The 23,770-nt window shown below is 64.2% G+C and carries 22 protein-coding genes and 2 pseudogenes; 9 read left to right on the top strand and 15 right to left on the bottom strand.

Translation table 11 applies throughout. From position 1 onward, the window contains the following. Positions 1 to 14: 14 nt before the first annotated feature. The 14 genes and pseudogenes from U6958_RS15280 to U6958_RS15215 form a co-directional block, all read right to left on the bottom strand. A complete protein-coding gene (locus U6958_RS15280; protein ID WP_012761373.1) occupies positions 15 to 980 on the bottom strand; it encodes a zinc metalloprotease HtpX in 966 nt (321 codons plus the stop codon). Continuing rightward, complete coding sequence (gene psiE-GI, locus U6958_RS15275; protein WP_020306406.1) at positions 958 to 1,455, bottom strand: heat resistance protein PsiE-GI; 498 nt, start codon at positions 1,453 to 1,455, stop codon at positions 958 to 960. The genes U6958_RS15280 and psiE-GI overlap by 23 nt, the downstream gene beginning before the upstream one ends. Beyond that, positions 1,452 to 3,167 carry a heat resistance system K+/H+ antiporter KefB-GI gene (gene kefB-GI, locus U6958_RS15270; RefSeq protein ID WP_012761375.1) on the bottom strand — a complete coding sequence of 572 codons (1,716 nt, stop codon included), beginning with the start codon at positions 3,165 to 3,167 and terminating at the stop codon, positions 1,452 to 1,454. Before kefB-GI ends, psiE-GI begins: the two co-directional genes overlap by 4 nt. A 3-nt stretch (positions 3,168 to 3,170) precedes the next feature. Continuing rightward, positions 3,171 to 3,611: a heat resistance system thioredoxin Trx-GI gene (trx-GI, locus tag U6958_RS15265; protein ID WP_012761376.1), complete on the bottom strand. Its 441-nt coding sequence runs from the start codon at positions 3,609 to 3,611 to the stop codon at positions 3,171 to 3,173. Then, positions 3,601 to 4,746: a hypothetical protein gene (locus U6958_RS15260; protein WP_020306402.1), complete on the bottom strand. Its 1,146-nt coding sequence runs from the start codon at positions 4,744 to 4,746 to the stop codon at positions 3,601 to 3,603. The genes trx-GI and U6958_RS15260 overlap by 11 nt, the downstream gene beginning before the upstream one ends. A gap of 79 nt (positions 4,747 to 4,825) precedes the next feature. Beyond that, a complete protein-coding gene (gene hdeD-GI / locus U6958_RS15255) occupies positions 4,826 to 5,437 on the bottom strand; it encodes a heat resistance membrane protein HdeD-GI (protein WP_003285392.1) in 612 nt (203 codons plus the stop codon). A gap of 96 nt (positions 5,438 to 5,533) precedes the next feature. Further along, the gene (yfdX2, locus tag U6958_RS15250) at positions 5,534 to 6,421 is read right to left on the bottom strand and encodes a heat resistance protein YfdX2 (RefSeq protein ID WP_020306400.1); all 888 of its coding nucleotides are present in this window, start codon (positions 6,419 to 6,421) and stop codon (positions 5,534 to 5,536) included. Positions 6,422 to 6,523: 102 nt separating this feature from the next. Further along, positions 6,524 to 7,438 (bottom strand): heat resistance protein YfdX1, encoded by a 915-nt coding sequence (yfdX1, locus tag U6958_RS15245; protein ID WP_016446194.1) that lies wholly within the window; start codon positions 7,436 to 7,438, stop codon positions 6,524 to 6,526. A 22-nt stretch (positions 7,439 to 7,460) separates the two neighbouring features. Then, positions 7,461 to 7,917: pseudogene (gene hsp20-GI, locus U6958_RS15240) on the bottom strand (small heat shock protein sHSP20-GI). Between the two features lie 78 nt (positions 7,918 to 7,995). Continuing rightward, positions 7,996 to 9,825 carry an ATP-dependent zinc metalloprotease FtsH gene (gene ftsH, locus U6958_RS15235; RefSeq protein ID WP_020306398.1) on the bottom strand — a complete coding sequence of 610 codons (1,830 nt, stop codon included), beginning with the start codon at positions 9,823 to 9,825 and terminating at the stop codon, positions 7,996 to 7,998. A gap of 27 nt (positions 9,826 to 9,852) precedes the next feature. Further along, entirely contained in the window at positions 9,853 to 11,283 is a 1,431-nt protein-coding gene (gene cls / locus U6958_RS15230) for a cardiolipin synthase (RefSeq protein WP_016451635.1), read from the bottom strand. A 17-nt stretch (positions 11,284 to 11,300) separates the two neighbouring features. Further along, complete coding sequence (gene clpK / locus U6958_RS15225; protein WP_016451636.1) at positions 11,301 to 14,150, bottom strand: heat shock survival AAA family ATPase ClpK; 2,850 nt, start codon at positions 14,148 to 14,150, stop codon at positions 11,301 to 11,303. 93 nt (positions 14,151 to 14,243) lie between these two features. Then, entirely contained in the window at positions 14,244 to 14,813 is a 570-nt protein-coding gene (locus U6958_RS15220; protein WP_016451637.1) for an Hsp20/alpha crystallin family protein, read from the bottom strand. Positions 14,814 to 14,845: 32 nt separating this feature from the next. After that, the gene (locus tag U6958_RS15215) at positions 14,846 to 15,127 is read right to left on the bottom strand and encodes a methylation-associated defense system helix-turn-helix domain-containing protein MAD1 (RefSeq protein WP_003454941.1); all 282 of its coding nucleotides are present in this window, start codon (positions 15,125 to 15,127) and stop codon (positions 14,846 to 14,848) included. A 295-nt stretch (positions 15,128 to 15,422) separates the two neighbouring features. Here U6958_RS15215 and U6958_RS15210 point away from each other — a divergent pair, with 295 nt between their 5' ends. Further along, a complete protein-coding gene (locus U6958_RS15210; protein ID WP_133121818.1) occupies positions 15,423 to 15,788 on the top strand; it encodes a transposase in 366 nt (121 codons plus the stop codon). Between the two features lie 37 nt (positions 15,789 to 15,825). Here U6958_RS15210 and U6958_RS15205 read toward each other — a convergent pair. Then, a pseudogene (locus tag U6958_RS15205) lies at positions 15,826 to 16,255 on the bottom strand (IS66 family transposase); the annotation flags it as partial. A gap of 139 nt (positions 16,256 to 16,394) precedes the next feature. On the opposite strand from U6958_RS15205, the gene U6958_RS15200 reads away from it, so the two are divergent. The 8 genes from U6958_RS15200 to U6958_RS15165 all read left to right on the top strand — a co-directional run bounded on the left by U6958_RS15200 (position 16,395) and on the right by U6958_RS15165 (position 23,590). Further along, the gene (locus U6958_RS15200) at positions 16,395 to 17,303 is read left to right on the top strand and encodes a LysR family transcriptional regulator (protein ID WP_012761385.1); all 909 of its coding nucleotides are present in this window, start codon (positions 16,395 to 16,397) and stop codon (positions 17,301 to 17,303) included. Positions 17,304 to 17,842: 539 nt separating this feature from the next. Next, on the top strand, positions 17,843 to 18,601 hold the full coding sequence (locus U6958_RS15195) for a hypothetical protein (protein WP_003454930.1): 759 nt from the start codon (positions 17,843 to 17,845) through the stop codon (positions 18,599 to 18,601). Between the two features lie 141 nt (positions 18,602 to 18,742). Next, complete coding sequence (locus tag U6958_RS15190; RefSeq protein WP_003454927.1) at positions 18,743 to 18,961, top strand: AlpA family transcriptional regulator; 219 nt, start codon at positions 18,743 to 18,745, stop codon at positions 18,959 to 18,961. A gap of 40 nt (positions 18,962 to 19,001) precedes the next feature. Beyond that, positions 19,002 to 19,868, top strand: a complete 867-nt coding sequence (locus U6958_RS15185) for a ParA family protein (RefSeq protein WP_004265510.1) — start codon at positions 19,002 to 19,004, stop codon at positions 19,866 to 19,868. Further along, complete coding sequence (locus U6958_RS15180) at positions 19,852 to 20,109, top strand: hypothetical protein (protein ID WP_003454921.1); 258 nt, start codon at positions 19,852 to 19,854, stop codon at positions 20,107 to 20,109. Before U6958_RS15185 ends, U6958_RS15180 begins: the two co-directional genes overlap by 17 nt. Further along, the gene (locus U6958_RS15175) at positions 20,102 to 21,763 is read left to right on the top strand and encodes a ParB family protein (RefSeq protein ID WP_037004480.1); all 1,662 of its coding nucleotides are present in this window, start codon (positions 20,102 to 20,104) and stop codon (positions 21,761 to 21,763) included. Before U6958_RS15180 ends, U6958_RS15175 begins: the two co-directional genes overlap by 8 nt. A 12-nt stretch (positions 21,764 to 21,775) precedes the next feature. Next, positions 21,776 to 22,336, top strand: a complete 561-nt coding sequence (locus U6958_RS15170) for a DUF2857 domain-containing protein (protein ID WP_003454899.1) — start codon at positions 21,776 to 21,778, stop codon at positions 22,334 to 22,336. Between the two features lie 3 nt (positions 22,337 to 22,339). Further along, positions 22,340 to 23,590 carry an STY4528 family pathogenicity island replication protein gene (locus tag U6958_RS15165; protein ID WP_020306388.1) on the top strand — a complete coding sequence of 417 codons (1,251 nt, stop codon included), beginning with the start codon at positions 22,340 to 22,342 and terminating at the stop codon, positions 23,588 to 23,590. The last annotated feature ends 180 nt before the right edge of the window (positions 23,591 to 23,770 follow it).

The following is a 23,770-nucleotide window of genomic DNA, read 5'->3' as shown; positions in this document are numbered from 1 at the left end:
CTGTTGATAGGCAATCAGCGCCACAGCCCGCTCGGGTGCCAGCGCGGCGGGCGCGGCGTCACAGCGGATTCCGGCAAGAAATGGGGCGCGTGGAATGGCAACGCTGATGCTGGCCCAGGCGCCAACGTCAGCAGGCGTGCGATACGCTCTTGCGTTGCCGGATGCGTGCGCAAGCAGGAGGGCTCGGGATTGCCCCATCCCGGCCACAGCCAGGCACGCCAGGAGCGGCTGACCCGCTCGATTTTCGCCAGCGCGGACGCCAGCCCCTGCGGGTCGCCCGTCAGTTCCGCCGCGAGGCGGTCAGCGTCGAACTCACGCACGCGAGACAAGCCGAGCTGTGCGAGCAGGGCCAGCTGGGGCGATGCGGCCAATAACAATAGACCAGGCCAATAGACCTCCGCCGCGCCAACCAGCAGCGCGGGCAGGTTGAGCAGGATCGCGATTTGTCCCATGAGGGCCAGCAGGCTCGTGAGGCGACTGACGGAATCCGCCAGCCTCATGACGCGCAGATCCTCATTGGTGATGTGCGCGATCTCGTGCGCGAGCACACCCGCCAGCTCGCGTGGGCTCAGGCTGCGCAGCAGGCCATCGGTGAGGGCGATCGATGCCTCCTGCTTCGATCCGGTGGCGAAGGCGTTGACGACGGCACTGGGCACATAGTGCGGCACCGGCGTGGCGGGCAAACCGGCACGGGCGGGCAGCTCGCGCAACAGGGCCCACATCTCGTGGGCTTCTTGCGGGTGCAAGGCCCGTACGCGGTACAGGCGCAAGCTCAGCGCCGACGCGGCTACCGGTTCCAGCAGCAACGCACCTGCAACGGCAAACAGCGCGAGCCACAGGCCGCCTTCCCCAAACGGCAGTCTCCCTGCTGCGGCTGCGATCCCGACCAGGGTCAGGACCAACAGCCCGGTCTGCAGGCGGTTGAGCCAGCGGTGTTGCAACAGCGCCGTGCGCGGATCACTGGGATGATGACGGGTCATGCTCAGAGGTCTCGGCGGCGCGGTCGCCGCGCTTGCGCAGCAGCCAGTAGGTCGCACCCAGAGCCAGCGTGGCGCCTGCCAGCGCGGCTATCTTTGCGGGGCTCGCCTCGGGGTCAAGGATCACGAACTTGCGCGCCAGCGCGATCAGACCGATGAGGATCACGGTCTTGCCCTGGATGATGCTGTCCCGACGCAGCGCCACGCGCACAATGGAATGCTTGAACTCCATCGCGATCAAGAGCGTCATGATCATGCCGAACACACTCTGGAATACCTTGTGATCCAGGGGATTGAAGGCATCGAGGACCAGCAGCGTGAAGACGATGGCGATGAGCTGGAACAGCGACACCACGATGATGACGGCAATTACCGCCGACAGAACGAGGGCGACGACCTGCTCGAAGCGCTCGTATAAACTCATGATGGCCCATTGGTCACGGAAGACCTGAAATGGATTGCGGCCTGTTGACTTCATGCAGATGGACTCCCTGCGACATTGCCGCTGTCGAGACGGCGGCGCATCGCACTGATGTTTCGTTCGACGAGCTTGGCCGACATGCCAAGCGACGACATCACTTGTTCCGCCAGCCCAAGGCCTGCGGCAAAGGATTGCTGGTACACACGCACGTTGGGCATGGCGCGAAATGCATCGGCCGCGGTCGTACTTCTGCATGACACCCACAAGGTCAGCGCCGGACGGCGCTCGGCAATCGCCTGGGCGATGCGCAGCACTTGCTGGGCATGGGCGAACGTGAGCACCACCAGACGCGCTTGCGCCAACCCGGCAGCCAGCAGGGTATCGGGCCGACTCGCATCGCCATGGAACACCGGCACGCCGGCGGCACGCTCGGCCTCTACCTTCTGCTCGTCTGCTTCCAGCAGCAGATGCGCCACGCCGGCGTGGCGAAGAATCTCACTGACGGTCAGGCCAAGCTCGCCCGCGCCGCAGATGATGACGTGGTCTCGAAATCGCGCTGTCTGCGCGGTGATCTCAACTTCTTCAGCCTGGGGTGGCTGAATGACGCCGCCGGTGCGGCTCAAGAACCGGGCAAGTACATCGTGATGGCGGATCAGCAGCGGTGCCAAGGCCATGCTGAGCACCAGCGCGACCAGCATGGGTTGTACGACGGTCGCGGGAATCAGATGCTGCTGCAAGACCATGCCCAACAACAGCAGGGCGAACTCGCCGCCATGCCCCAACGCTATGCCCGTGCGCCAGGCATCGAGGGCGGACAGGCGCGTCGCCCGCAAGGCCAGGGTGTTGAGCCCGATCTTGACCGGTACCAGCACTGCCAGCCACGCGAACACCGCCAGTGGTGCCGAAAGAATCTGCGCTCCGTCCAACTGCAGGCCGATGGTCACGAAGAACACCCCCGACAACACATCGCGAAACGGTTTGAGGTGGCTTTCCATGTGGTGACGGAAGTCGCTCTCGCCCAGCACCATGCCGGCCAAAAACGCACCCAGGGCGGCGGATACGCCGACCGCGTGTGCAGCAGCGGCGGCAGCCACCACCACGCACAAGGAAACCAGCACGAAGGATTCTTCGTGGCCCTGCCGCGCCACCCAGCCCAGCAGGCCATGCAACAGACGACGGGAGGCGAGGGCCGCTGCCGCGAACAACATCAGCACGCCCAACACTTCGAGCAGCACGCTCTCGATCTTCGGCGACTCGCCGCGCGCCCAGATCGCCAGCAGGGCCAGCAGGGGCACGCTGGCCAGGTCCTGAAAGACCAGCACGCCGATGGCGCTGCGGCCGTGGCGGGTGGTGAGCTCGCCTTGGTCGGCCAGCTGTCGGCTGACCAGCGCCGTGGACGACATGGCCGCCGCAGTGCTGAGCAACGCAGCGCGCTGAACTGGCTGTCCCAGCCACATCAACATCAAGGTCAGTGGCGTGGCGACAGCGATCATCTGCAAGCTGCCGGCCGCCAATACGGTTTTACGGGAAAGCCAGAAGTGCCCGAGGGAGAACTCCAGCCCAACCATGAACAGCAGCAGGGCCACGCCCAGCTCGGACAGAAAATCAAGCGCTTCTCCCGGCGCGACTACACCGCTGACCGACGGGCCCAGCAAGGCGCCGACGGCGAGGTAACCCAGCAAGGCGGGTACTCTGAACGCCGCCGTCGCCACATCCGCGAGGCTGCATGCCGCCAGCAGGATCAGGGTGGCGCCGAGCAAGTCCTGCATCGGTCAGCGCCCCACCTGTGCAGATGCCCAGCGCACGATGTCCTGCGCGCCCAAGGCGCCAGCCTGACGCCCGATCTCCCGCCCACCCTGGAACAGGGCGAGCGTCGGAATGCTGCGGATGCCGAACTGCGCGGCCAGGTGGGGTTCTGCCTCGGTATTGACCTTGGCCAGCCTGACCCTGGGTTCGAGCTGGCGCGCCGCTTGCTGGAACTGCGGGGCCATCATCTTGCACGGCCCGCACCAAGGTGCCCAGAAATCGACCAACAGTGGCAGGTCGCTGCGCTCCACGTGGCGCGAGAACGTCGCCGTGGTCAACTCGATGGGCTCGCCCGTGAACAAGGGCTGCTGGCAGCGGCCGCAGTTGGGATGTTCCGATAGCTTCGCAGTCGGTACGCGGTTGATGGACTGGCAATGCGGGCAGACAAGGTGAAGATCATTCTTCATGGTTCGCCTCCTTGGACCACAGTGAGGCTGCCTCGCTTCGGGTCACAGACAATGCCGACCAATCAACGCCTTGGAGCCAATCGTTCCCGTTTTTGCTTACTCCGGCCTCTTCCAGATGAGCAGCGATGAATGCTTCGGCCTGCATGAGCCACCTTCGGACAGCATCTTCCTTACTAGGAATCAGCAGGATTTCAGAGACGCTGCTGGCATTCAGCCCGTCCACACGGATAAGCAGAAAAATGCGCCGCCACAAACGCGGCATGTCCTTCAGCAGGTCGAATGCAAAAGCGAACTCGCTCGACCGATCAATCAGCTCCTCCTGTTCCGCGATCGTTGCGACATCGGGATGCTGACTGCCAGCGAAGATATCGGCCAGCTTGAGTGTGTCATCGGGCTGATAAAATTCGAAGATTTCCTCTTCCACCATGGCCTCGGCGACGTCCTGGGCATCCGGTTCGACCGGCGCGTCCAGAGAAACGAATTCGCCAAATTGCCGGCTGCTTGCCACTTCGTTATCCAGGACGGCGAACAGATGCTTCAAAAGACCGGTGTAAGCCTCTTTTTCCCCCGGCACGGATTGCCATTCCACCTCAGCTCGGACAATCGCTTCATCCACCACGTCGCGCAGCGTCGGATAATCGCGCGGTAAATCGCCGACGGCCCGCAGATAAGCCAGCTCACGCCTTGCGACAGCCTCAAGTTTCGACAGTAGAGGCATTCGGGTCTCTTTGGCCTCATGGGCGGCTGACGCGGGTTTTGCAGCAATTCGCACCTTGAGCTCGCGCAAGCGCTCGCGTCGTGCTTTGCGCTTGATTTGATCCTGAGCATGCAGTCGGTCAAAATGCTTCTTGGCCTGACGGAACAACGACTGTGCGAGCATCTGCGCGAGGGGCGTCAGCTCGTCATGTGATGCAGTAACGCTGACAATCTTTTTGCCGGGCAGGTGCATATAGCCACTGGCCAGAAATTGCCGCTTGATCTTGTCGCGATCAAGGACGATTTGAAGTTGCGCTGAATCTTTAGTGTGTTTGTCGAGCAATGGCTTGAGGGCGTGCTCGATCACATTTCCCAAAGCTCTCTGCCAAGGTTCATGAAACTCTTTGTCGATAGCTCGATAGCTATATTGCATCTGCATGTATGACTCCTTCGATGTCATTTCTATGGAGGTATGAATCGAGGATGCTCATATCCATAGAATTTAGTTTGACCCGCTCTTATCCCTGGCGCGTTTTGCGAAGACGCCAACTCAAGAACAAAAGCGTGACACCATAGACTGCCGCATAGAAGCCCAACAGCCAGCCTGCGGCCAGGAATGACTCGACCGGACGGGAAAAAAATATCCACAAGACGATAGCGCCAAGGACAATCGAGAGCAGTCCACTGAAGGCAAGCCAGATTTCACCCTTGATTTCTTGACGCAGCCGAACGGCGGCGGATATCTCCAGCACACCGGTGAAAATCGCCCAGAACCCCACGCTAGCCCATAAAAAAGAAGCCATGACCATCGTGGCGACCCAAGGAGCAACCAGGACGACGACGCCGGTAAGTATGCCGACAATGCCGCTGAACAGCAGCCAGCCCCAGCGCTCTTTTTTCTGGATATGGCGCACCGCTGCAACCAAGTTGAAAGCGCCATTGACCAAGGAAAATGCGCCGAACACTAAGGTCATGGCCAACAGAGCCGATTGTGGCATCCAGAACGCAAGGGCTGCGAAAATCAATGCCAAGACACCGCGCAACGCAAAAATCCACCAATTTTCGGTCAATGAACACAGTGTTTTGGTGGGCTCATCCGCACTGGAATCGGTGATGGTGTCTGTATTCATGCTATATCTCCTAAAGATCTAATGGGGTGAAAAAGCAAACACTCCTGAGCCAAGAGAGGGGCGCGACGCGCCCCTCTTACGCCCTATCCAGCGGTTTCAGATCAACTTGGACAGCTTTGCCTTGATTTCATCGAGCCAGCCTTTTCCGCCGCCTCCCCCAGCCGTCTTTTGCTTGACTTTCTTGAGTTCAGCATACAGGGGCTCAAAGTCCTTCTTCTTTCCATAGCCCAGCAGTTCTGCCATTTCCAACTGCTGCCGCGCTTCGTTCAATAATGTCTCCAGGCGCTCATTGGACGCTTCGCTCCGCTGACCATCTTCTACCAAGGTCTCGGCGCGCTTCAGGAGCAGCCTGGCGCGCAGGGCGGGCAGCGGATGCACGCTGCGCGTCTCGACCAGCGTGCTGAGCGCTGCCTGCAGCGCGGCTTTGGCTTCTTCAATCTTGCCCTGATCGATCAGCGGCACGACTGACTTCACGGCTGCGGGATAGGACGCCAGAGGGATGTTGGTGACCGCGATCACGATTTCACTGGCCAGCAAAGCCAGCACGTGACGTGCCTGTTGCACCTCGCCATGTTTGAGGGCATCCAGCGCCTCGTCGGTCATCGCCTCAATGGTTTCCGTGTTGGCGAACAAGTCGTGCACGATGGTGCGCACATCAACGGGGGCCAGGGCGAGCGTGGGTTCGCGCGCAACGATCAGCTCCAGCTTTCCCGTCACTTCGGCCAGCGTTGCCAATGCGCGTGCAGCGTCCTTTCCGTCAAGTGCGGCCAGCGCTGATTTGGTCAGCGCCAAGGCCGAGACGGCCTCATCGAGGACTTGTTTACGTTTGTCTGCCGCCTGCGAGTCCGTTTCCTTCTGAACCTCAGGCTGTACCTCCGTGACGACTTCAGCCTTGGCCTCTGGACTGACAGGAAGGCTGCTTACCGCGGCCTGTTCGTTTATTTCTTTGTTCGTCGCATTGGGATTCGATGTTTGCTCATTCATGGTGATATGCCTCGTGTGAGTTAGTGAAAATAGGCGAATCTATTGGGGCTGACTGCGAACATCGCGAGACTGACCGACCGAACAGTCGGCCCCTTCATCACCTCAAAACAGCTTTTGGAGGCGCGTCTTCAACTCGTCGAACCATCCCTTGCCGCTTTTGCCACCAGCCGACTTTTGCTCAATGGACTTCACATGATCGAAGATGGGTTTGAAATCCGCCTTCTTGCCATAACCCAGGATCTGCGCCATCTCGATCTCCGTGCGCACGGACGACAGCAAGGTGCTGAGCTCCTCGTTCTGCTTGGCATCGCGCTTGTCGGTCTCGGCCAGCTTTTCAGCTTTTGCCATCGCGGCTTCAGCCCGTAGCACGGGCAGAGGAAAGGCGACCGAGGTCACCACCAGCGTGTTCAGTGCTCGGGCGAGTTCCGCCTTGGCGTCGTCGATCTTGCCGCTGTCGATGAGCCGTGCGGCCGACTTGATCGCTGCCGGGTACGTTGCCATCGGCAGGTTGTCGGTTTCGATCACGATTTCGCTGGCCAGATTGGCGACGATGGGCCGGGCCTTTTGCAGCTCGCCATCACCCAAGAACTCCCGAGACAACTTGACCGCCTTCTTCACCGATTCCACGTTGGCGTGGATATCGTGGGTGATGACGCGTACATCGACCGGCGCCAAAGCAAGTTTGGCGTCGCGTGCCAATACCAGTTCCAGCTTTCCGCTGGCCAGTTCCAGCGCAGCGAGCGCCTCCTTGGTCTTCTTTGCATCAAGGAGTGTCAAAGCCTCCTGGGTCTTGGTGAGCGCCGTGATGGCGTCCTGAGTGAGCTCAGCACGCTTTTTTTCGGCTTCCCGGGCGGCCTTGTCATCTACCTGTGGCTGCGCCGCCTTGGAAGCGGCAGAGGGTGCTGCAGCACCTGGGCTAGAACCTGCCGCCGATTGGGCCAGAGCCGGTCCGCTCAGTCCGACGACGACCGCCAGGGCTAGTGCGGAGAAGGTTGATTGGGGCTGTTTGATATTCATGATCTTGGGCTCCTAATTAAAGTTAGTTGACTGAGATTTCAATCTGTTTCGGTTTGGCTTGCTCGGCCTTGACAAGCCGCACTCCCAGCGCGCCGTCTTTCATCAGCCGTCACCTTGGTCGGATCAACGTTGTCAGGCAAGACAGAGCTGCGCACAAAGCGGCCATACGCACGTTCGATGCGGTGGAACTTCTTGCACTGCTTCTCTTTTTCCAGTTTGCGCTCGCCGCTGATGGTGAGCACGCCGTTTTCCGCGCTGACGCGCGCGGCATCCTTGGGGACCTCCGGCAGATCCAGCTTGAGGAGGAATGCGTTCTCATCCTCGCTGATGTCCACCATTGGTGCCCAGTCCGCCGTGGTCATGGCTTCGTTGCCGGTACGGGCGCCCTGTCGCTGGGGTATTCGTCCGAACATCGTCGCCAGGCCGTTTTGCAATTCATCCAGTTCCCGGAAGGGGTCCCACGGAGTCAATGCAGACATATCGGTTCTCCTTGAACAATGCCGGCGAATTGGATGACGCACCGAACAGAGCCGCCGGCTTACTCTGAATAGCGCCTACTACTTTTCGTTTCCATCAAGAACAAGTCCTTGGGTCAATTGAAGGATGTCGTTCTCGTCGAGCGTTTCCCGCGCCAGCAGTTCGCGCGCACAACGCTCCAGCACCGCGCGGTTGGTGTCGAGGATCCCGTAGGCGCGCTCGAACACGCCCATCACGATGTCGCGGATGGCCTGATCGATGCGCGCCTGGGTCGATTCGGCCACCCGGCAGCCGCCGTGGGCCAGTTCCGGTGTATCGAGAAAGCGTGGCCGCTGCGCCTCGAAGGCGATGTAGCCCAGTCCTTCGTCCATGCCAAAGCGGGTGATCATGTCGCGGGCAATGTCGGTGGCCCGTGCGAGGTCATCGGCAGCCCCGGTGGACAGCTCGCCGAACACGAGCTTCTCGGCCGCACGACCGCCCAGCAGCACGGCGATCTTGTGTTCCAGATCGGCGCGCGTCATCAGGAAGCGGTCTTCGGTGGGGCGTTGCAGCGTGTAGCCCAGCGCGCCGATGCCGCGCGGGATGATTGAGATCTTGTGCACGGGGTCGGTGCCGGGCAGCGCCAGCGCCACCAGCGCATGGCCCATCTCGTGATAGGCCACGGTTTCCCGCTCCTTGGGATTGAGTACTCGGTTCTTCTTCTCCAGGCCCGCCACGATGCGCTCGATGGCGGCGGTGAAGTCCTGCAACTCCACGGCGGACGCTTTGCGCCGGGTCGCGGCCAGCGCGGCCTCGTTGACCAGGTTCGCGAGGTCTGCACCCGAAAAGCCCGTGGTCAGCGCAGCCACCTGTTCGAGATCGATATCCTGGGCCAGCGTCACCTTCTTGACATGAACCTTCAGGATGTCCAGCCGTCCCTTCTTGTCGGGCCGGTCCACCAGCACCTGACGGTCGAAGCGACCGGCGCGCAGCAGCGCCTGGTCGAGGATTTCGGGGCGGTTGGTGGCGGCGAGGATGATCAGCCCGACCGAGCTGTCGAAGCCGTCCATCTCCGTGAGCAGCTGGTTGAGGGTCTGCTCGCGCTCGTCGTGGCCGCCGATGGGGCCGCCGACGCCGCGCGCGCGGCCCAGCGCATCGAGCTCGTCGATGAAGATGATGGCCGGCGCCTGCCCGCGGGCCTGCTCGAACAGGTCGCGCACGCGCGCTGCACCCACGCCGACGAACATCTCGACAAACTCTGATCCGGAGATGGAGAAGAAGGGCACCGCCGCCTCGCCGGCAACAGCCTTGGCCAGCAATGTCTTGCCGGTGCCCGGTGGGCCGACCAGCAACACGCCCTTGGGAATGCGCGCCCCGAGCCGTCCATACTCCTGCGGATTCTTGAGGAAATCGACGATCTCAACCAACTCCGCCTTGGCCTCATCGACACCCGCGACATCGGCAAAGGTGACGCCGGTGTTCTTCTCCATGAACACCTTGGCGCGGCTCTTGCCGATGCTCAGGAAGCCGCCCATGCCCTGCTTCTCGGCGAAGCGGCGGAACAGGAAGAACCAGACGCCGAAGAAGGCCACCGCCGGCAGAATCCAGGAGAGCACATCACGTAGCCAGGTGCTTTCCACCACCCGCGCGTAAGGCACGTCGTACTTGGACAGCCGCTCGGCCAGGTCGGGTTCGACGCGAGTGGCCACGATGGTGGTCTTGCCCCGGCTGTCCGGCGATTTCAGGCGCCCGGTGACCGTGCGGTCCGACACCAGCACTTCGGCGACGCGCCCCTCGGCCAGCGCCTTCTCGAATTCGCTGTAGGGCACGGGCTCGACGGTCTTGGCCGCCTGCCAGTAGTTCTGCAGCGTCAGCAGCAACAGGCCGGCGACGATCCAGTAGCCAATGTTCCATTGATCTTTCTTTTCCATGGGCAATGTTCCTCGCAAGTCGTGCCGCTAGAGAATGGGGGTGAACAGACGGGCCACCCCGTCGCGCAAGCGGATGGCCAGCGGGCGGGCGCGCAACGCCATGGCCGATATCTCGTTCGATGCATCACGGGCGGCATCAAAAAGGGATTCCAGCCGCGTAGACAGCGCGGTGTCGTACACCTCCACATTGAACTCGAAGTTGAGGCGCAGGCTGCGCGCATCCCAATTGGCCGAACCCAGGCAGCACCACTGGCCGTCTATCAGCATCAGCTTGCTGTGGTCGAACGGGCCCGGCCGTTCGAAGATGCGCATACCGTGCTCCAGCACCTGCCAGTAGTGGGCGCGTGCGGCCCATTGCACCGTGGGATGGTCGCCGTTTGCGGGCGTCAGCACGTCGATACGCACGCCGCGCAACGCGGCCGTGCTTAGCGCCGCGATCATCGGCTGATCGGGCACGAAGTAAGGTGTCCAGATGCGCACCGAATGCTTCGCCGCGCTCAAAGCGCCCATGAAGGTCCAGCGCAGCCGGTCCAGGGCCTCATCGGGACCGGCCTCGATGCCGCGCGCCCAAGAGGTTCCTTGCTCATCAGCCGTTGCGGGCGGTTCGCCCCAGAGACCCTCGTTGAGCCGCTCGCCCGTGGTATCGCACCAATCGTCGGTGAAGCACCGCATCAGATGCGCAACCACCGGCCCGCGCAGACGAAAGTGCAAATCGTGACAGGCCCGGCCCGGCGCATCGGGCCGCCAATACGGGCTGAAGATGTTCATGCCGCCGGTGAAACCCGTCTCGCCATCGATCACCAGCAGCTTGCGGTGATTGCGCAGATGCGCGGCATGCAGGCGCGCGGGAATCAACGTCGGGTTGAACGTCGCCGCCGGAACGCCGGCGCGCTGCAAGGCGCGGTAGGCGCTGCGGGGCGTCCAGCGGGCATACACGTCGTCGATCAGCACCCGCACTTGCACGCCGCGCTCATGAGCCCGGCGCAGCGCATCGACGAACTGCGCCCCGATGCCTTGGCTGTCGAAGATGTACGAGGCCAAGGCGACGCTGTACCGCGCCGATTCGATGGCGGCGAGCATGGCCGGGTAGGCCTGCTCGCCATCGACAAGCGGCTCGATGCGGTTGCCGCTGGTCAGCGACTGGCCGGTGGCGCGTCCCACCAGGTGGGCCAGACCGGCAAGCGGCGGCGATACAGCCTCGGGCATCGTGGGCGAGAGGTCCTGCCGAACAGCAGGATCTGCCCCCGGGAAGAGCCGCCGCGCCCGCCGCTGGTAACGGTTGATGCCGAACAGCCCATACAGCAGCGAACCGCCCAGCGGCAACAAGGCGATCAGCAGTACCCACAGCGTGGCCGATCGAGGGTCACGCTTGTAGATGACCGCGTGCCCCGCTGTGGGGATAGCGACCGCCAGCGACACGAGGGTGGCTGCCCATGTCAGCCCGTTGGGGTCGGACACGACAGCCTCCCCATGACTCAAGATTCGCCGCCCGCTGACTTCTTCTTGCGCGCAGGCTTGCTCGCGTCGCTCGGCGGCGTCTCGGCCGCGTTCGCGGCATCGGGCTTCTCAGGCTCGGCCGGCTTCGCGGGTGGCTCCTGGCGCTCGAAGACCACCCGTTCGGCCTTGTCGTCCCAGCGGGCGCTGGCGTGATCGGCCTTGCCGATACCGCCACCCAGCATCTCGCGCGCCAGTGCCGTCTCCAGCTCGCTGCGGATCAGCCGCTTGAGCTCACGCGCGCCGAACTCGGGCTTGTAGCCTTCCTCCGCGAAGTGATCGATCAAGGTCTGATCGAAGGTCAGCGTCACGCCCTGGCTGGCGGCGTTGCGGGCCACACGATCGAGCTGCAGGCCGACGATATGGCGGATCTCCTCCTTGCCCAGCGCATGGAAGACGATGATCTCGTCGATGCGGTTGAGGAACTCGGGGCGGAAGTGTCCGCGCAGCACGTCCATCACCTCGCCCTTGGTCTTCTCGTATTCCTCGCCGGCGGCGCCACGGGCCTTCAGCCGACGCTGGATGATGTCCGAGCCCAAGTTCGAGGTGGCGATGATGATGGTATTGGTGAAATCCACCACCCGGCCCTTGCCGTCGGTGAGCCGCCCGTCGTCGAACACCTGCAGCAGGATGTTGTAGACGTCGGGGTGAGCCTTCTCGATCTCGTCCAGCAGCAACACGCTGTAGGGTTTGCGCCGCACCTTCTCGGTGAGCTGGCCACCCTCGTCGTAGCCGACGTAACCCGGAGGCGCCCCCACCAGGCGTGCCACGGTATGGCGTTCCCCGTACTCGGACATGTCGATGCGCAGCAGAGCACCTTCATCGCCATAGATGGACTCGGCCAGCGCCTTGGCGAGCTCGGTCTTGCCCACACCCGTCGGCCCGAGGAACAGGAAGGTGGCCACTGGCTTGCCGCCTTCGCGCAGGCCCGCGCGCGCCAGACGCACGGCATCGGCCACCGCGCGCACCGCTTCGTCCTGGCCCACCAGGCGCTCGTGCAGCCGCTGCTCCAGATGCAGCAGCTTCTCGCGTTCTTCCACCGTCAGCTCGTTGACCGGAATGCCGGTCAGGCGCGAGACGATCTGCGCGACATGCTCGGCTTTGACTTCGGCGCTACCCGAGGCGCGCTCGCGTTCCCATTCCTCGACAAGCTTCTTGAGTTCGGCCTCTTTGGTCTCGATGTGCTTGCCCAGCTCGGCGGCCTTGTCGTACTGCTTGCGCGAGGCCACATAGTCCTGCTCACGCCGCAGCTGGTGCAGTTCGGACTCCAGCTCTTGTACGGCCACTGGGCGGGCCGTGGCCGACAGCTTCACACGTGCGGCCGCCTGGTCGAGCAGGTCAATTGCCTTGTCGGGCAGAAAGCGGGCGGTGATGTAGCGGTCGGACAACTCGGCGGCGGCGATGATCGCGTCCTCTGTGATACTGACCTTGTGGTGCGCCTCGAACGTGTCGCGCAGGCCGCGCAGGATCATCATGGTCTGCGCTACCGTCGGCTCGGGCACCATCACCGGCTGGAAGCGACGCTCCAGCGCGGCGTCCTTCTCGATGTACTTCTGATACTCGTTGAGCGTGGTGGCGCCGATCAGGTTCAGCTCGCCGCGCGCCATCATCGGCTTGAACACGTTGGCCACGTCCAGCCCGCCTTCGCCGCCACCCTGGCCGGCACCGACGATGGTGTGCACCTCGTCGATGAAGAGAATCAGCTCACCCTGGTGCTCGGTCACTTCCTTGAGCACCTTCTGCACGCGCTCCTCGAACTCGCCGCGGTACTTGGCGCCTGCCACCATGGCGTTGATGTTGAGTTCGACCAGACGCTTGTCGCGCAGCGTCTCGGGCACTTCGCCGGCGACCATGCGCTGCGCCAGCCCTTCGACGATGGCGGTCTTGCCGACGCCGGGCTCGCCGATCAGCACCGGGTTGTTCTTCTTGCGCCGGGCCAGCACTTCGATGGTCGTCTCGATCTCCTGCGCGCGGCCGATGACCGGATCGAGCTTGCCCTCGCGCGCCATCTTGGTGAGGTCGCGCGAATACTTGTCGAGTTCCGGCGTGTTGGTCGGCGTCTCGGCGCGGCCATCCTCGGCCCCTTTGCCGACCACCTTGCTTACCTGCTGGCGCAGCGCTTGCGGCGTGAGGCCGTAACGGCGCAGCAGGTTGGCCGCCAAACCTTCGCCTTCCTCGGCGAGCCCGATCAGGAAATGCTCCGGCCCGACATAAGAGTGGCCGAGTTCGTTGGAGGCCACGAAAGCACGGCTGAGCGCGTCCTTGACCCGGGGCGACACGCCGATCTCGCCCTCGAACGGCTTATCGCCGCGCTTGGCTTCGGATTCGATCTGGCGCTTGAGGTCATCGACCTTGATCTTGAACTGCCCCAGGATGGTCTTGACCACGTCGCTGTCGGATAGCGCCAGCAGCAGGTGTTCGGTATCGACTTCGGCGCGCCCGAACTCTGCAGCGTGTCGGGCGGCCTCCTGCAATAGGGCCTCGGACTGTTCGCTGATACGGCTGGCGAGCCCACTGCCGCGACGGCGCGCGGTGCCCGTACCGGCCGGGGCGGGTTCGCCGAACGAGGCATCGACGACCTCGTCGGTATCGGCCGCCATGGACGGTGCGTCGTCACCGATGCGGAAGAAGTCGCTGCCAAGGAAGTCTTCGAACAGCCCGCTGCGCGAGCCGAACAAGGCTTCCAGCGGTGAGACGGTGCGCTTTTGCTGGCGCACCAGTTGGCGATAGTGATCGTCACACAACAGCATGGTGCTGTGGCGACCATTGAGATTGGCTTCCACCCGCACCGTGGCGGGCTGGCCGCAGACTTGGCATTGTTTTCTGGCCATGCTGATGCTCCTGTAAAGATTGATCTGACGAGGCACCGCCGATCACGGTGCCTCATCTCTTTGTGGTTTTTGAGAAAAACGCGCTGCCCCGCGTCAGCCGTTGATCGGGATCGAGCGCCCCTGCTTGGGCGTACTGGCCTCGCGCTTTTCCATCGTGATCGTGAGCACGCCGTTCTTGAAAGCGGCCTTGATCGTGTCCTGGTTGGCATCGGCCGGCAGATTCAGAGCGCGCTGAAAGCTGCCGTAGGAGCGCTCCACCCGGTGGAAACCACCGTCTTTGCTTTCCTGCTCCTGACGCTTTTCACCGCGCACCAGCAGCACGTCGTTGTCGAGCGTGATCTGGATGTCTTTTTCCTCGATGCCGGGTACTTCCAGGGCGATCTTGTACTGCTTGTCGGTCTCCTGGATGTCCAGCGCCGGCTTCAGCATGCCCGGCCAGTCCGACGGCCAGCGTGGCATGGCCAGCGTCGGGAAACCGAAGCCTCGAAACGCGTCGTCGAACAGGCGGTCGATCTCGCGATGCAATTGCAGGATGGGACTGACGGGCCCACCCGCCACCGGCAGGTCATTGCGCTGCACCGGCAGCGAGGCAGTGCTCTGTTGTTCTTCCTGCTCCTTTTTGAACCAGTTCCAGGGAGCCAATTTCTTGAAATCAATGTCCATGTCATACCTCCAGAAATCAATTGAAGACTCACTCAATCCGCTTGCCTGCGGCTATGGATAGCGCGCCCAGGCAACACGGGATGTTTCGCTGACTTCGGCTGCTCATCTGTGCGTATCACCTCCTTCTTTCTGCCTGCTTGGATCTGATCATTGATCCATTGATCGATTTCACTTTGACGAAACCGCCACGTCCCGCCGACCTTGAAGGCCGGAATTTCCCCGTGCGCGGCGAGCCGGTAAAGCGTCCGCTTGCCGACCTTTAAGTAGGTAGCCAACTCGTCGAGTGTGAAGATCGCCTGCTGGCGCGCTGTCATACCACCCCCACATGTTCCGTCGTCACGCGGCCTCGCTCGAGGAAGTTCTTGCAAGACTTTGCAAGATAGTGCGCCTAAAATGCCGAAAGTCAAGAGTCAACATCCAGCGATCTGCTGGCCGATCGATGTGAATCAATCGTAAGCAGCGAGGAAACAAATGTTGGCTGCCGCCGCGATGGTGCTCCCCAAGTCGTCAATCTGTAGCCATGTGAAGGGGAAGTCCATGAACGAGATTGCCCGAGTCGGGGTGGATCTGGCCAAGCGGGTTATCTAGGTGCATGCGGTGGATGCGCGCGTGGTGGTTGCCAAGGCGCTGGCCGCTGACAAGTTTGCGGCCTGGTGCGTGGAGCTGCCTCCCGGCTGCCTGGTGGCCCTGGAGGCCTGCGGCGGTGCGCATCACTGGGCACGCAAGCTGCGCGGCTATGGGCTGGATGCGCGGCTGATTGCAGGCCACTTCGTCACGCGCTACCGCATGGCCGGCAAGGGACGCAAGAACGGTGCGGCCGATGCCGCAGCGATCTGCGAGGCGGCAACCCGCCCGCACATGCGCTTCGTGCCGGTGAAGCCGCCGGCGCAGACGCTGCTGACCACCCATCAGCTGCGCAAACCTCCCGATTCACTCACGCAGCTGATTCCTGCTTGCCTAGGGACGACCGTGTAAGCGGCAGATGGTCGGAGTCCTTTGCGACCAGCACCTACGTGAGCAGCCCGGAGGTGGGGATGCCCTTGGCGATGATCTCCGCCGGGACTGGCGCCTGGGTCAGCGTTCGGCACCTGTGCGCAGGTCCACTTGCCGCGGATGTGGCACTCTACCGTGAATACGCCCGGTGTGTTGTCCAGCTTCTCGCTGATGCGCTTGAGCGCACAGCCGCACGCGCAGCGAGTGTTCTCGGGCTCGTGGTGGCAGTCCACGCGCGGCAGGTCCGCCGGCAAGGCGGTGCGCTTAGGCATCGCGCCAGGCGTAGCCGGCGGCTTCTTCTTGCCCAGCAGTTCCTGGAGCTGCGCCTCAGCCGCGGCAAGGTCGGCGTCCAGAGCCTCGTCGAACAGCGCGCGTTGTTCGGCATCGAGCTGCTCGCTCTTCTTGCCGAACTTCAGGCGTCGCAGCTGGGCGATCTCGAACGAGAGCTTCGCCGTAGGCGCTGACATGGGCGAAAAGCATCCGAGCATCACCCCCCAGGATGGCTCTCATCTCGATACAGAGGTGAATCCTCCGCACTATTCGGCTCCCTACGATGATATGGACTGATCACATCGGTAGGGAGAAAGCATGAACTTACGCCATCTTCGCTGCTTCATCGCCGTAGCCGAGGAACTGCACTTCGGCCGGGCTGCTCGACGGCTGCACATCGAACAGTCTCCACTGTCGCGCACGATCCGCCAGATGGAGGCGGATTTAGGGGTGCCGCTGCTCAACCGCTTGCCACGCAGTGTTCGTCTCACACCGGCGGGACAGGTCTTCCTCGAAGAAGCCCGGCGCGTACTGCTGGCCTTCGAGCAAGCGCAGACCAAGGCACGCGCCGCAGCGAACCAGCGGAACACGCTGCGCATCGCACTATCTGGTGACATGGGGCAGGCCCGCTTGTCGGCGTTGCTTGCGCTTTGCCGCGAGGAGGCACCACAGGTCGGCATTCGGATATTTGAAACGCCACTGGCGCAGTTGGTGACTGGACTGCGCAACGACTTGTATGACGCAGGTTTTGCATTGGCTGGTGAAATGGACGCCGGCATCGTCGCCATGCCGGTGTGGCGAGACCCGCTGGTGGTGGCTTTGCCCGCCAGGCATCCGCTGCTGGCTTTCAAGGAAGTGCCGCTGGAGGAAGTGGCGAGCTATCCGCTGGTGCTGTGCGATCCCCAGGTCTGCGAAGGTTGCAGCCGGCAGCGCGAACGGCTGCTCCGCACGGTGGATGCGCAGCCGACGGTAGCCGAGTACGTCAAGACCCATTCCCTGATGCTGGCCCTCGTGGCCGCCGGCTACGGCGTGGGCTTTTCGAGCGCGGCGCATCTGGCGGGTTGCCATCAGGCCGATGTCGTCGTGCGGCCGCTGGCCGACGAGACCGCTTCGCTGACGACCTATCTACTGCGACCCGAAGGCGAAATCATGGAGCCGCTGCGGCAGTTCATCGACCGCGTGGAGCGTGTCGGACGCCCGCAAGGCACCGATCAACGCCCGATGTGACGCGGGGATTTTGGACGGTACGATTCCCTTTCGGTCTGGACCTTGACCCGCATTGCATCGGCGGCCGACCTTTTGCGTCACGGGCATGGATGGCGAATCGGGCCTATCCACCCGGCATCAAGCAAGGCACCTTCAAGCTGTCGAGGTCACAGCAGTGACGCAGAACGCATGAGCCCTTGCTGGATGCAAACCGGCTCAGCCGGAAGTCGCATTGGCGCTTTACCCCGCCCGTATTCCTACGAAAACTTTGCCCTGGTTTTCCGGTAAAGCGCAGCATCCCTTCCTGATCGAACTTGGATGCGCGGCTTTTCAGACCGTTGCGCCGGTAACAAGATTTTTCGCAGGTGCATTATGGTTGAGGTGTAGCGGGCACCGCAAGAAGGTTTGCCCCCTGCGTAACGCTCGGCGACATCGCCGCACCCAACGTCCACCACGATGCCGACCGGCTCGCGCTTCATCGGGTTCTTTGGGCAATCGCTGCGCCCATGTGGGCCGCGCGCGCTTGCCATGTGTCGATCCGACGATGGGAAGAGCGCGATATGCCGAAATCGAGCAGCCACGCCTTTGGCGCAAAGACGTACTACCGACCGATCGAGGCGGCCGTCCGCTGGTGCGGTCTCCTGCGCTTCGAGCAGCGTATTCTGGAAGCGCTGGAGCAGCGTGCCATGCCGGAGCCCGGCGAATTCCCGCGCTGGCCGCTGCTGCGCCTGTATGCCGAGCGCATCTTCGACGCGCTGACGCATGGCGAATTGCCCGGTGGCAAGGCCGGCATCGTGCTGGACTCGCAGCGGCCGGCGCTCGACGACCCCGAGCTGACCGTGCGCCACGTGGACTTGAAAGCGTGGATGTCGCAGTTCTACCCCGGCGATCGGCCGGGGTTTTTGTTTGACGGCATCGAACGCGCGGTGCATCCGGCGGTGAGCGTGGACACGCTCAACATTCTGCTGGCCGATCGCGAAGCAGCGAAGTCGCAACTTGCCGAACTTGCCCTGGTGCATGAAACGCTGCGCACCGCGCACGAAGCACTGGCGAAGGAACATGCCACGCGCGCGGCCAACGACGAACAGGCGCGCGAGCCTGGCCTGCGCAGCGAGACGACTTACCTCAACATCATCGGCGGACTGCTGACGCTGCTGCTGGGCAATTCGCCGTCAGGCGCGGCCTATTCGTCGTTCCGCAGCATGGATGCCGTGGTCAGCGCGCTGATCGCACACCATGAGGGGCGGCCGGGTCTCAGCGAGCGGACGCTGTGGAGCAAGCTCGCGCAGGCGCGGCGCCACCTGGAGGCGTCGCGCTGACGACGCGGCCAGCATGATGCCGATGCGGCGCACTGCAATTGCAGTCGCTGCTTCTGCAATTGCAGTGATTTCGGCGACCGCGGTGTATTGAATACGAGGCACTTTCCGAACAGCGCCAGTGAGCGTCAAGGAGTGTCTCTCATGTCTTCGCAGACCACCGCGCCGGCAGTGCCGGCCGAGCACCGCATCCTGCGTCGCGCCGAAGTCGAGGCCAAAACCGGCTTCAAGCGCGCGCATATCTACAGCCTGATGAAAGAAGGCAAGTTCCCCAAGGCGCTGCGCTTGGGCGTGCGCGCCGTGGGCTGGGACTCGGCGGAGGTCGAGCAATGGATCGCCGATCGCCTCGATGAGCGCGCCTGACGCTTTTCCTCGGTACATGCCATTCAACCGGGAGAGGCCCATGCAGGTGGTGTCCATCATTTCGACCAAGGGCGGCGTCGGCAAGACCACGACGGCGGCCAACCTGGGCGGCTTCGCAGCCGACACCGGGCTGCGCGTGCTGCTGCTGGACCTGGACGTGCAGCCCACGCTGTCGAGCTACTTCACGCTGGCCGAGCGCGCGCCGGCCGGGATCTACGAGATGCTGGCCTACAACGAGCAGCGCGCCGAGCAACTGGTGTCGCGCACCGCGATCGAGCGGCTTGACCTGGTGCTCTCGAACGACGACCGCGGCGAGCTGAACACGCTGCTGCTGCACGCGCCCGATGGCAGATTGCGGCTGCGCCACCTGCTGCCCACGCTGGCGCCGCACTACGACCTGCTGCTGATCGACACCCAGGGCGCGCGCAGCGTGCTGCTGGAGATGGCGGTGCTGGCCTCGAACTTGGCGCTTTCGCCGGTGACGCCGGAAATCCTCGCGGCGCGCGAGCTGCGGCGCGGCACGCTGCAACTCATCGAGGACATCGCGCCGTACCGCCACCTCGGCATCGAGCCGCCGCCGCTGCACCTGCTCATCAACCGCGTGCATCCGGTGTCGTCGAATGCGCGGCTGATCCAGCAGGCGCTGCGTCAGGTATTCCAGGAGCAGCCTGGCGTGCGCGTGCTGGACACCGACGTGCCGGCGATTGAAGCCTATCCGCGCGCCGCGACGCGCGGACTGCCGGTGCATCGGGTGGAATACCGCCAGCCGGCGGGCCGCACGGCACCTGCCGCATTGGAGACCATGCGCGCGCTGGCCGGCGAGCTGTTCCCGGCGTGGCAGGAGCGCTTTGCGCTCGTCACCGGCCGAGGCGACGCGGGAGGGGCCGGCCATGGCCAGCGCACATGACCTGGCCCGCGGCCACAAGCGGCTGCGAGGGCTGATCGAGTTCGCCCTGGGAGAAGGTTGGAAGGTGGTGCGCACCCGCGGCGGGCACCTGCTGTTCACGAAGCAAGGCTGCGCGCCGATCTACACCAGCTCGACGGCGAGCGACCACCGCGCCGAGCGCAACGCCCGTGCGCAGCTTCGCCGCGCCGACCGACAGGCGGCCCAGGGTGTTGCAGCATCTCAGGAGAATGGCCGTGGCTGACCTGACGCCGCAGGACATGGCCGCCAATCTGCTGGCCTCGGGCTTCGAGCGCAACGGCCCTTCGGTCGCGGCCCTGAGCGACCCCATCGCCGACACGCCGATGGTGGTGACGCTGGACCAGTTGCGCCCCTACGACCACGACCCGCGCGTGACGCGCAACCCGGCCTACGAGGACATCAAGGCCTCGATCCGCGAACGCGGGCTCGATGCGCCGCCCGCGATCACGCGCCGGCCCGGCGAACCGCACTACATCATCCGCAACGGCGGCAACACGCGCCTGGCGATCCTGCGCGAGCTGTGGAGCGAGACGAAAGACGAACGGTTCTTCCGCATCCCCTGCCTGTTCCGCCCGTGGCCGCAGCGCGGCGAAGTGGTGATGCTGACCGGGCACCTGGCCGAGAACGAGTTGCGCGGCGGGCTCAGCTTCATCGAGCGGGCCTTGGGCGTGGAGAAGGCGCGCGAGTTCTACGAGCAGGAAATGGGGCGGGACAGCGGCCAGCCGCTGTCGCAGAGCGAGCTGGCGCGGCGGCTTACGGCCGATGGCTTCCCGCTGCCGCAGTCGCACATCAGCCGCATGCAGGACGCCGTGCACTACCTGCTCCCGGCGATCCCCACGCTGCTGTACGGCGGGCTCGGCCGGCATCAGGTGGAACGGCTCGCGGTGCTGCGCAAGGCCTGCGAACGCACCTGGGAGCGGCATGCCCTGAGGCGCAACCTGTCGATGGACTTCGCTACGCTGTTCCAGGACCTGCTGGCGCAGTTCGACACGCAGCCCGACAACTTCTCACCGCAGCGTGTGCAGGACGAGCTGGTCGGCCAGATGGCCGAGCTGCTGGAAGCGGACTACGACACGCTGAGCCTGGAAATCGACGACAGCGAGAGCCGGCAGCGCGCATTGACCAGCGATCCTGCGCCGCTGCAGGCGGCAAGACCTGCGGTGCCGGCCGGGCCACCGCGACCACCGTCACCGCCTTCGCTGCCGCCCGGCCCCTCGGTGCAGTCGTCGGAGCCTGGCCCTGGCCAGGCTGCGCAGGCCGGTTCCACGCCGGCCGCCAGCGACAAGGGCATGCAGCAGGATGACGAACGCCTGCAGGGTCACATCGTGTCCCCGGCCCCGACCACCGAACGCCTGCAATCCATCCAGCGCATGGTGGCCGATCAGATGGGCGACAAGCTGCCCGACTTCGAGGCCGACGCGCTGCGCGCGATCCCTGTGCAGGCGGGCGGGCTCTACCCCATCTCGGATGTCTGGTACATCGAGCCCGGCCTGGATGTGCCGGATCGGCTGCGGGTGCACATCGCACAGTTCGCGCGCGAGATCGCCGAGGAAGCCGACGTGGCCGGGCAGGTCGAACCCAGCGAAGGCGGCATGGGCTTCGTCTGCGTGGCGCCCCCGGCGGTGCGCGCATTGCCTCCGTTCGCGTGTGCGGTGCTGACCTTGCTGCATGCGCTGTGCGCCGCGCCCCGACCCGCCCCCGGCTTCGATGGCGCCCGGCTGGCCGACGACCTTGCGGCCTTGCTGCATGGCGGCGGCGCATATCCGCGCCTGAGCGATGCCGGGCTGGTAAAGCTGTTCCGGCTGCTGCGCATGGCGCGCCGGCTGCTGGATCTGGAGACCGGCGCGGCCTTCAGCAACCCCGGCCACGGCGCCTGAGCAGAGGCCATCATGTCGGCACCGCATCCGCTCAACCAGGCCGTCATCGCACAGGCGCTGCACGACCTGCGCAATGGGCAACTGCGGCGCTGCAAGGCGATGGGCTTCGGCGAGGAGGAGCTGGACGCGCTCAAGCACCCCGAACTCGTGAGCATGCTGGTGAACGCCACGGTGTCGTGGTGTTCGGTGTCGGTGAACCGCGATGTGCTGAAGCGGCTGCTGAGCCAAGTGCACGACGTGGAGCGAGAGATCGCGACGGTCGACCGCATGCTGCGCCTGGGCGCCAGCACGGAGATGGTCAGCCGCTTCTACGGGCTTACGCACCAGGAGGTGGCCCTGCGCCGCGACATCCTCGGCCTGCCCAAGCGCAAGGGGCGGCATCCGGTGCTGGACGAGGCGCAGGACACGGCGCTGTGGAAGCAGTGGAAGGCCGGCGTCATGGAGCGCGGCATCGCGCTGGACGATGAGGTGGCGATGCTGACGCTGACCATGGACCTGGCCGAGACCTTGAACCTGCCGATGTCGGTGATCTGGTCGGCGATACGCAACTGGATCGACCAGGGGCTGGTGTAGGCCATGGCGACCGGCGGCGCACCCCGGCGCGATGGCCCCGTGGCGCTGTCGGCACTGTTCGACGACGCGCTGCGGGAACTGGTGCCACGGGCACCACCGACACCGCCAGCCCCGCGCGGCGCTGCTGCTGCATTGCCGGCCGCGCCGGTCAGCGACGGCTTCCTCTACAGCGGCAACCGGCACGAGAGCGTGCCGCGTGCGCTGTTCCTCGACCGGCGCCTGACGCCGCTGGAGCGCAACGCCTGGCAGGTGCTCCGCCTGCAGCTCCAGAGCGACGGCGTGACGGCGTTCCCGACCTACGACCAGCTTCGCCCCTACCTCGCCTCGATGCCCTGCGCGGCGCAGGCCTCGCACGAGACCGTGGCGCGCGCCTTGACGCTGCTGCGGCTGACGCGCTGGCTGAGCCTGGTGCGACGGCGCCGCGACCCGAAGACCGGGCGCATCCTGAGCAACCTCTACGTGCTGCACGACGAACCGCTGACACCCTTCGAGGCGATGCAGCTCGACCCCGACTACCTCGGCCTGGTCAGCCAGGCGCTGACCCATGCGGCGAAGGCGGTGCAGATCGTCGGCATGAACACCCTGCGCGAGATCGCCGAAGACCCGATGCTCAACGGCCGCACGCTGCCCACGCGGCTGCAGGTGCTGGCACAGCGCATGGCGCGCAACGAATGGGCGGACGCGAGTTATCCACAAGCGCCTGTGGATCACGAATCCGAAGAAGGCCAGGACGGCCTGCTTCGGAATCTCGAAGGCCCGTCTTCGGAATCCGAAGCAGGGCTGAAATCCGCGCCAGACGGCTCACTTCGGAATCCGAAGGAGGACCGTACTGTACGTATGGATCGTATAAATCAAGTACGTACAGTACCGCGCGCGAAGTCGTTGCAGCACCTGCGCCTGCCCGAGCGCCTGCTGCGCTTGAAGGACGAGCAGCAAAGCGGCGCGATGGTGGCCTTGCAGCAGGTGGACGAGTCGCTGCGGCAGGCGGTGTTGGACGAATGGGATGCGCGCTGCCGCAAAAGCGCGGTACGCAACCCGGCCGGCTATCTGTTCGGCATCATCCAGAAGGCGATGCGCGGCGAGTTCAAGGCCTGGGCCGGCGAAGGCGGTTCGCCATCGACGCCGCCTGCGCCGCCGCCACGGCCAGCCGCACCGGCACCGTCTGCACCGCCACCGCCCGCGCCGAACGGCCCTGGCCGCGAGGCAGCGCGGGCCTACCTGGCGAAACTGCGTTCAACCCTGGGCGATTCCTGAGCAGCTATCCCCAGGGGATAGCTGGGACACGAAGCCTTCCAGGCATCGGCTTCGGTTCTGTCATGCGTCGCACGGTCGCAGCCCGGCGCGGACCTATCCCCTGGGGATAGACGGAACACGCGACCTTCCGGGGCGACAACCGGGAGCGCACCCGCTGCGGTTTGTTGACTGACGCCCTTC

The sequence above is a fragment of the Delftia lacustris genome, from assembly GCF_040267515.1.
Taxonomy (GTDB): Bacteria; Pseudomonadota; Gammaproteobacteria; order Burkholderiales; family Burkholderiaceae_C; genus Comamonas; species Comamonas tsuruhatensis.
Note: the sequence above shows the minus strand (reverse complement) of the source record. Positions and strands in the feature narration are given on the sequence as shown.

Excerpts from the sequence above, each read along its gene's own strand:
- U6958_RS15280 (WP_012761373.1), bottom strand. The coding sequence starts at position 980 with ATGACCCGTCATCATCCCAGTGATCCGCGCACGGCGCTGTTGCAACAC.
- psiE-GI (WP_020306406.1), bottom strand. The coding sequence starts at position 1,455 with ATGAAGTCAACAGGCCGCAATCCATTTCAGGTCTTCCGTGACCAATGG.
- kefB-GI (WP_012761375.1), bottom strand. The coding sequence starts at position 3,167 with ATGCAGGACTTGCTCGGCGCCACCCTGATCCTGCTGGCGGCATGCAGC.
- trx-GI (WP_012761376.1), bottom strand. The coding sequence starts at position 3,611 with ATGAAGAATGATCTTCACCTTGTCTGCCCGCATTGCCAGTCCATCAAC.
- U6958_RS15260 (WP_020306402.1), bottom strand. The coding sequence starts at position 4,746 with ATGCAGATGCAATATAGCTATCGAGCTATCGACAAAGAGTTTCATGAA.
- hdeD-GI (WP_003285392.1), bottom strand. The coding sequence starts at position 5,437 with ATGAATACAGACACCATCACCGATTCCAGTGCGGATGAGCCCACCAAA.
- yfdX2 (WP_020306400.1), bottom strand. The coding sequence starts at position 6,421 with ATGAATGAGCAAACATCGAATCCCAATGCGACGAACAAAGAAATAAAC.
- yfdX1 (WP_016446194.1), bottom strand. The coding sequence starts at position 7,438 with ATGAATATCAAACAGCCCCAATCAACCTTCTCCGCACTAGCCCTGGCG.
- ftsH (WP_020306398.1), bottom strand. The coding sequence starts at position 9,825 with ATGGAAAAGAAAGATCAATGGAACATTGGCTACTGGATCGTCGCCGGC.
- clpK (WP_016451636.1), bottom strand. The coding sequence starts at position 14,150 with ATGGCCAGAAAACAATGCCAAGTCTGCGGCCAGCCCGCCACGGTGCGG.
- U6958_RS15220 (WP_016451637.1), bottom strand. The coding sequence starts at position 14,813 with ATGGACATTGATTTCAAGAAATTGGCTCCCTGGAACTGGTTCAAAAAG.
- U6958_RS15215 (WP_003454941.1), bottom strand. The coding sequence starts at position 15,127 with ATGACAGCGCGCCAGCAGGCGATCTTCACACTCGACGAGTTGGCTACC.
- U6958_RS15200 (WP_012761385.1), top strand. The coding sequence starts at position 16,395 with ATGAACTTACGCCATCTTCGCTGCTTCATCGCCGTAGCCGAGGAACTG.
- U6958_RS15195 (WP_003454930.1), top strand. The coding sequence starts at position 17,843 with ATGCCGAAATCGAGCAGCCACGCCTTTGGCGCAAAGACGTACTACCGA.
- U6958_RS15190 (WP_003454927.1), top strand. The coding sequence starts at position 18,743 with ATGTCTTCGCAGACCACCGCGCCGGCAGTGCCGGCCGAGCACCGCATC.
- U6958_RS15185 (WP_004265510.1), top strand. The coding sequence starts at position 19,002 with ATGCAGGTGGTGTCCATCATTTCGACCAAGGGCGGCGTCGGCAAGACC.
- U6958_RS15180 (WP_003454921.1), top strand. The coding sequence starts at position 19,852 with ATGGCCAGCGCACATGACCTGGCCCGCGGCCACAAGCGGCTGCGAGGG.
- U6958_RS15170 (WP_003454899.1), top strand. The coding sequence starts at position 21,776 with ATGTCGGCACCGCATCCGCTCAACCAGGCCGTCATCGCACAGGCGCTG.
- U6958_RS15165 (WP_020306388.1), top strand. The coding sequence starts at position 22,340 with ATGGCGACCGGCGGCGCACCCCGGCGCGATGGCCCCGTGGCGCTGTCG.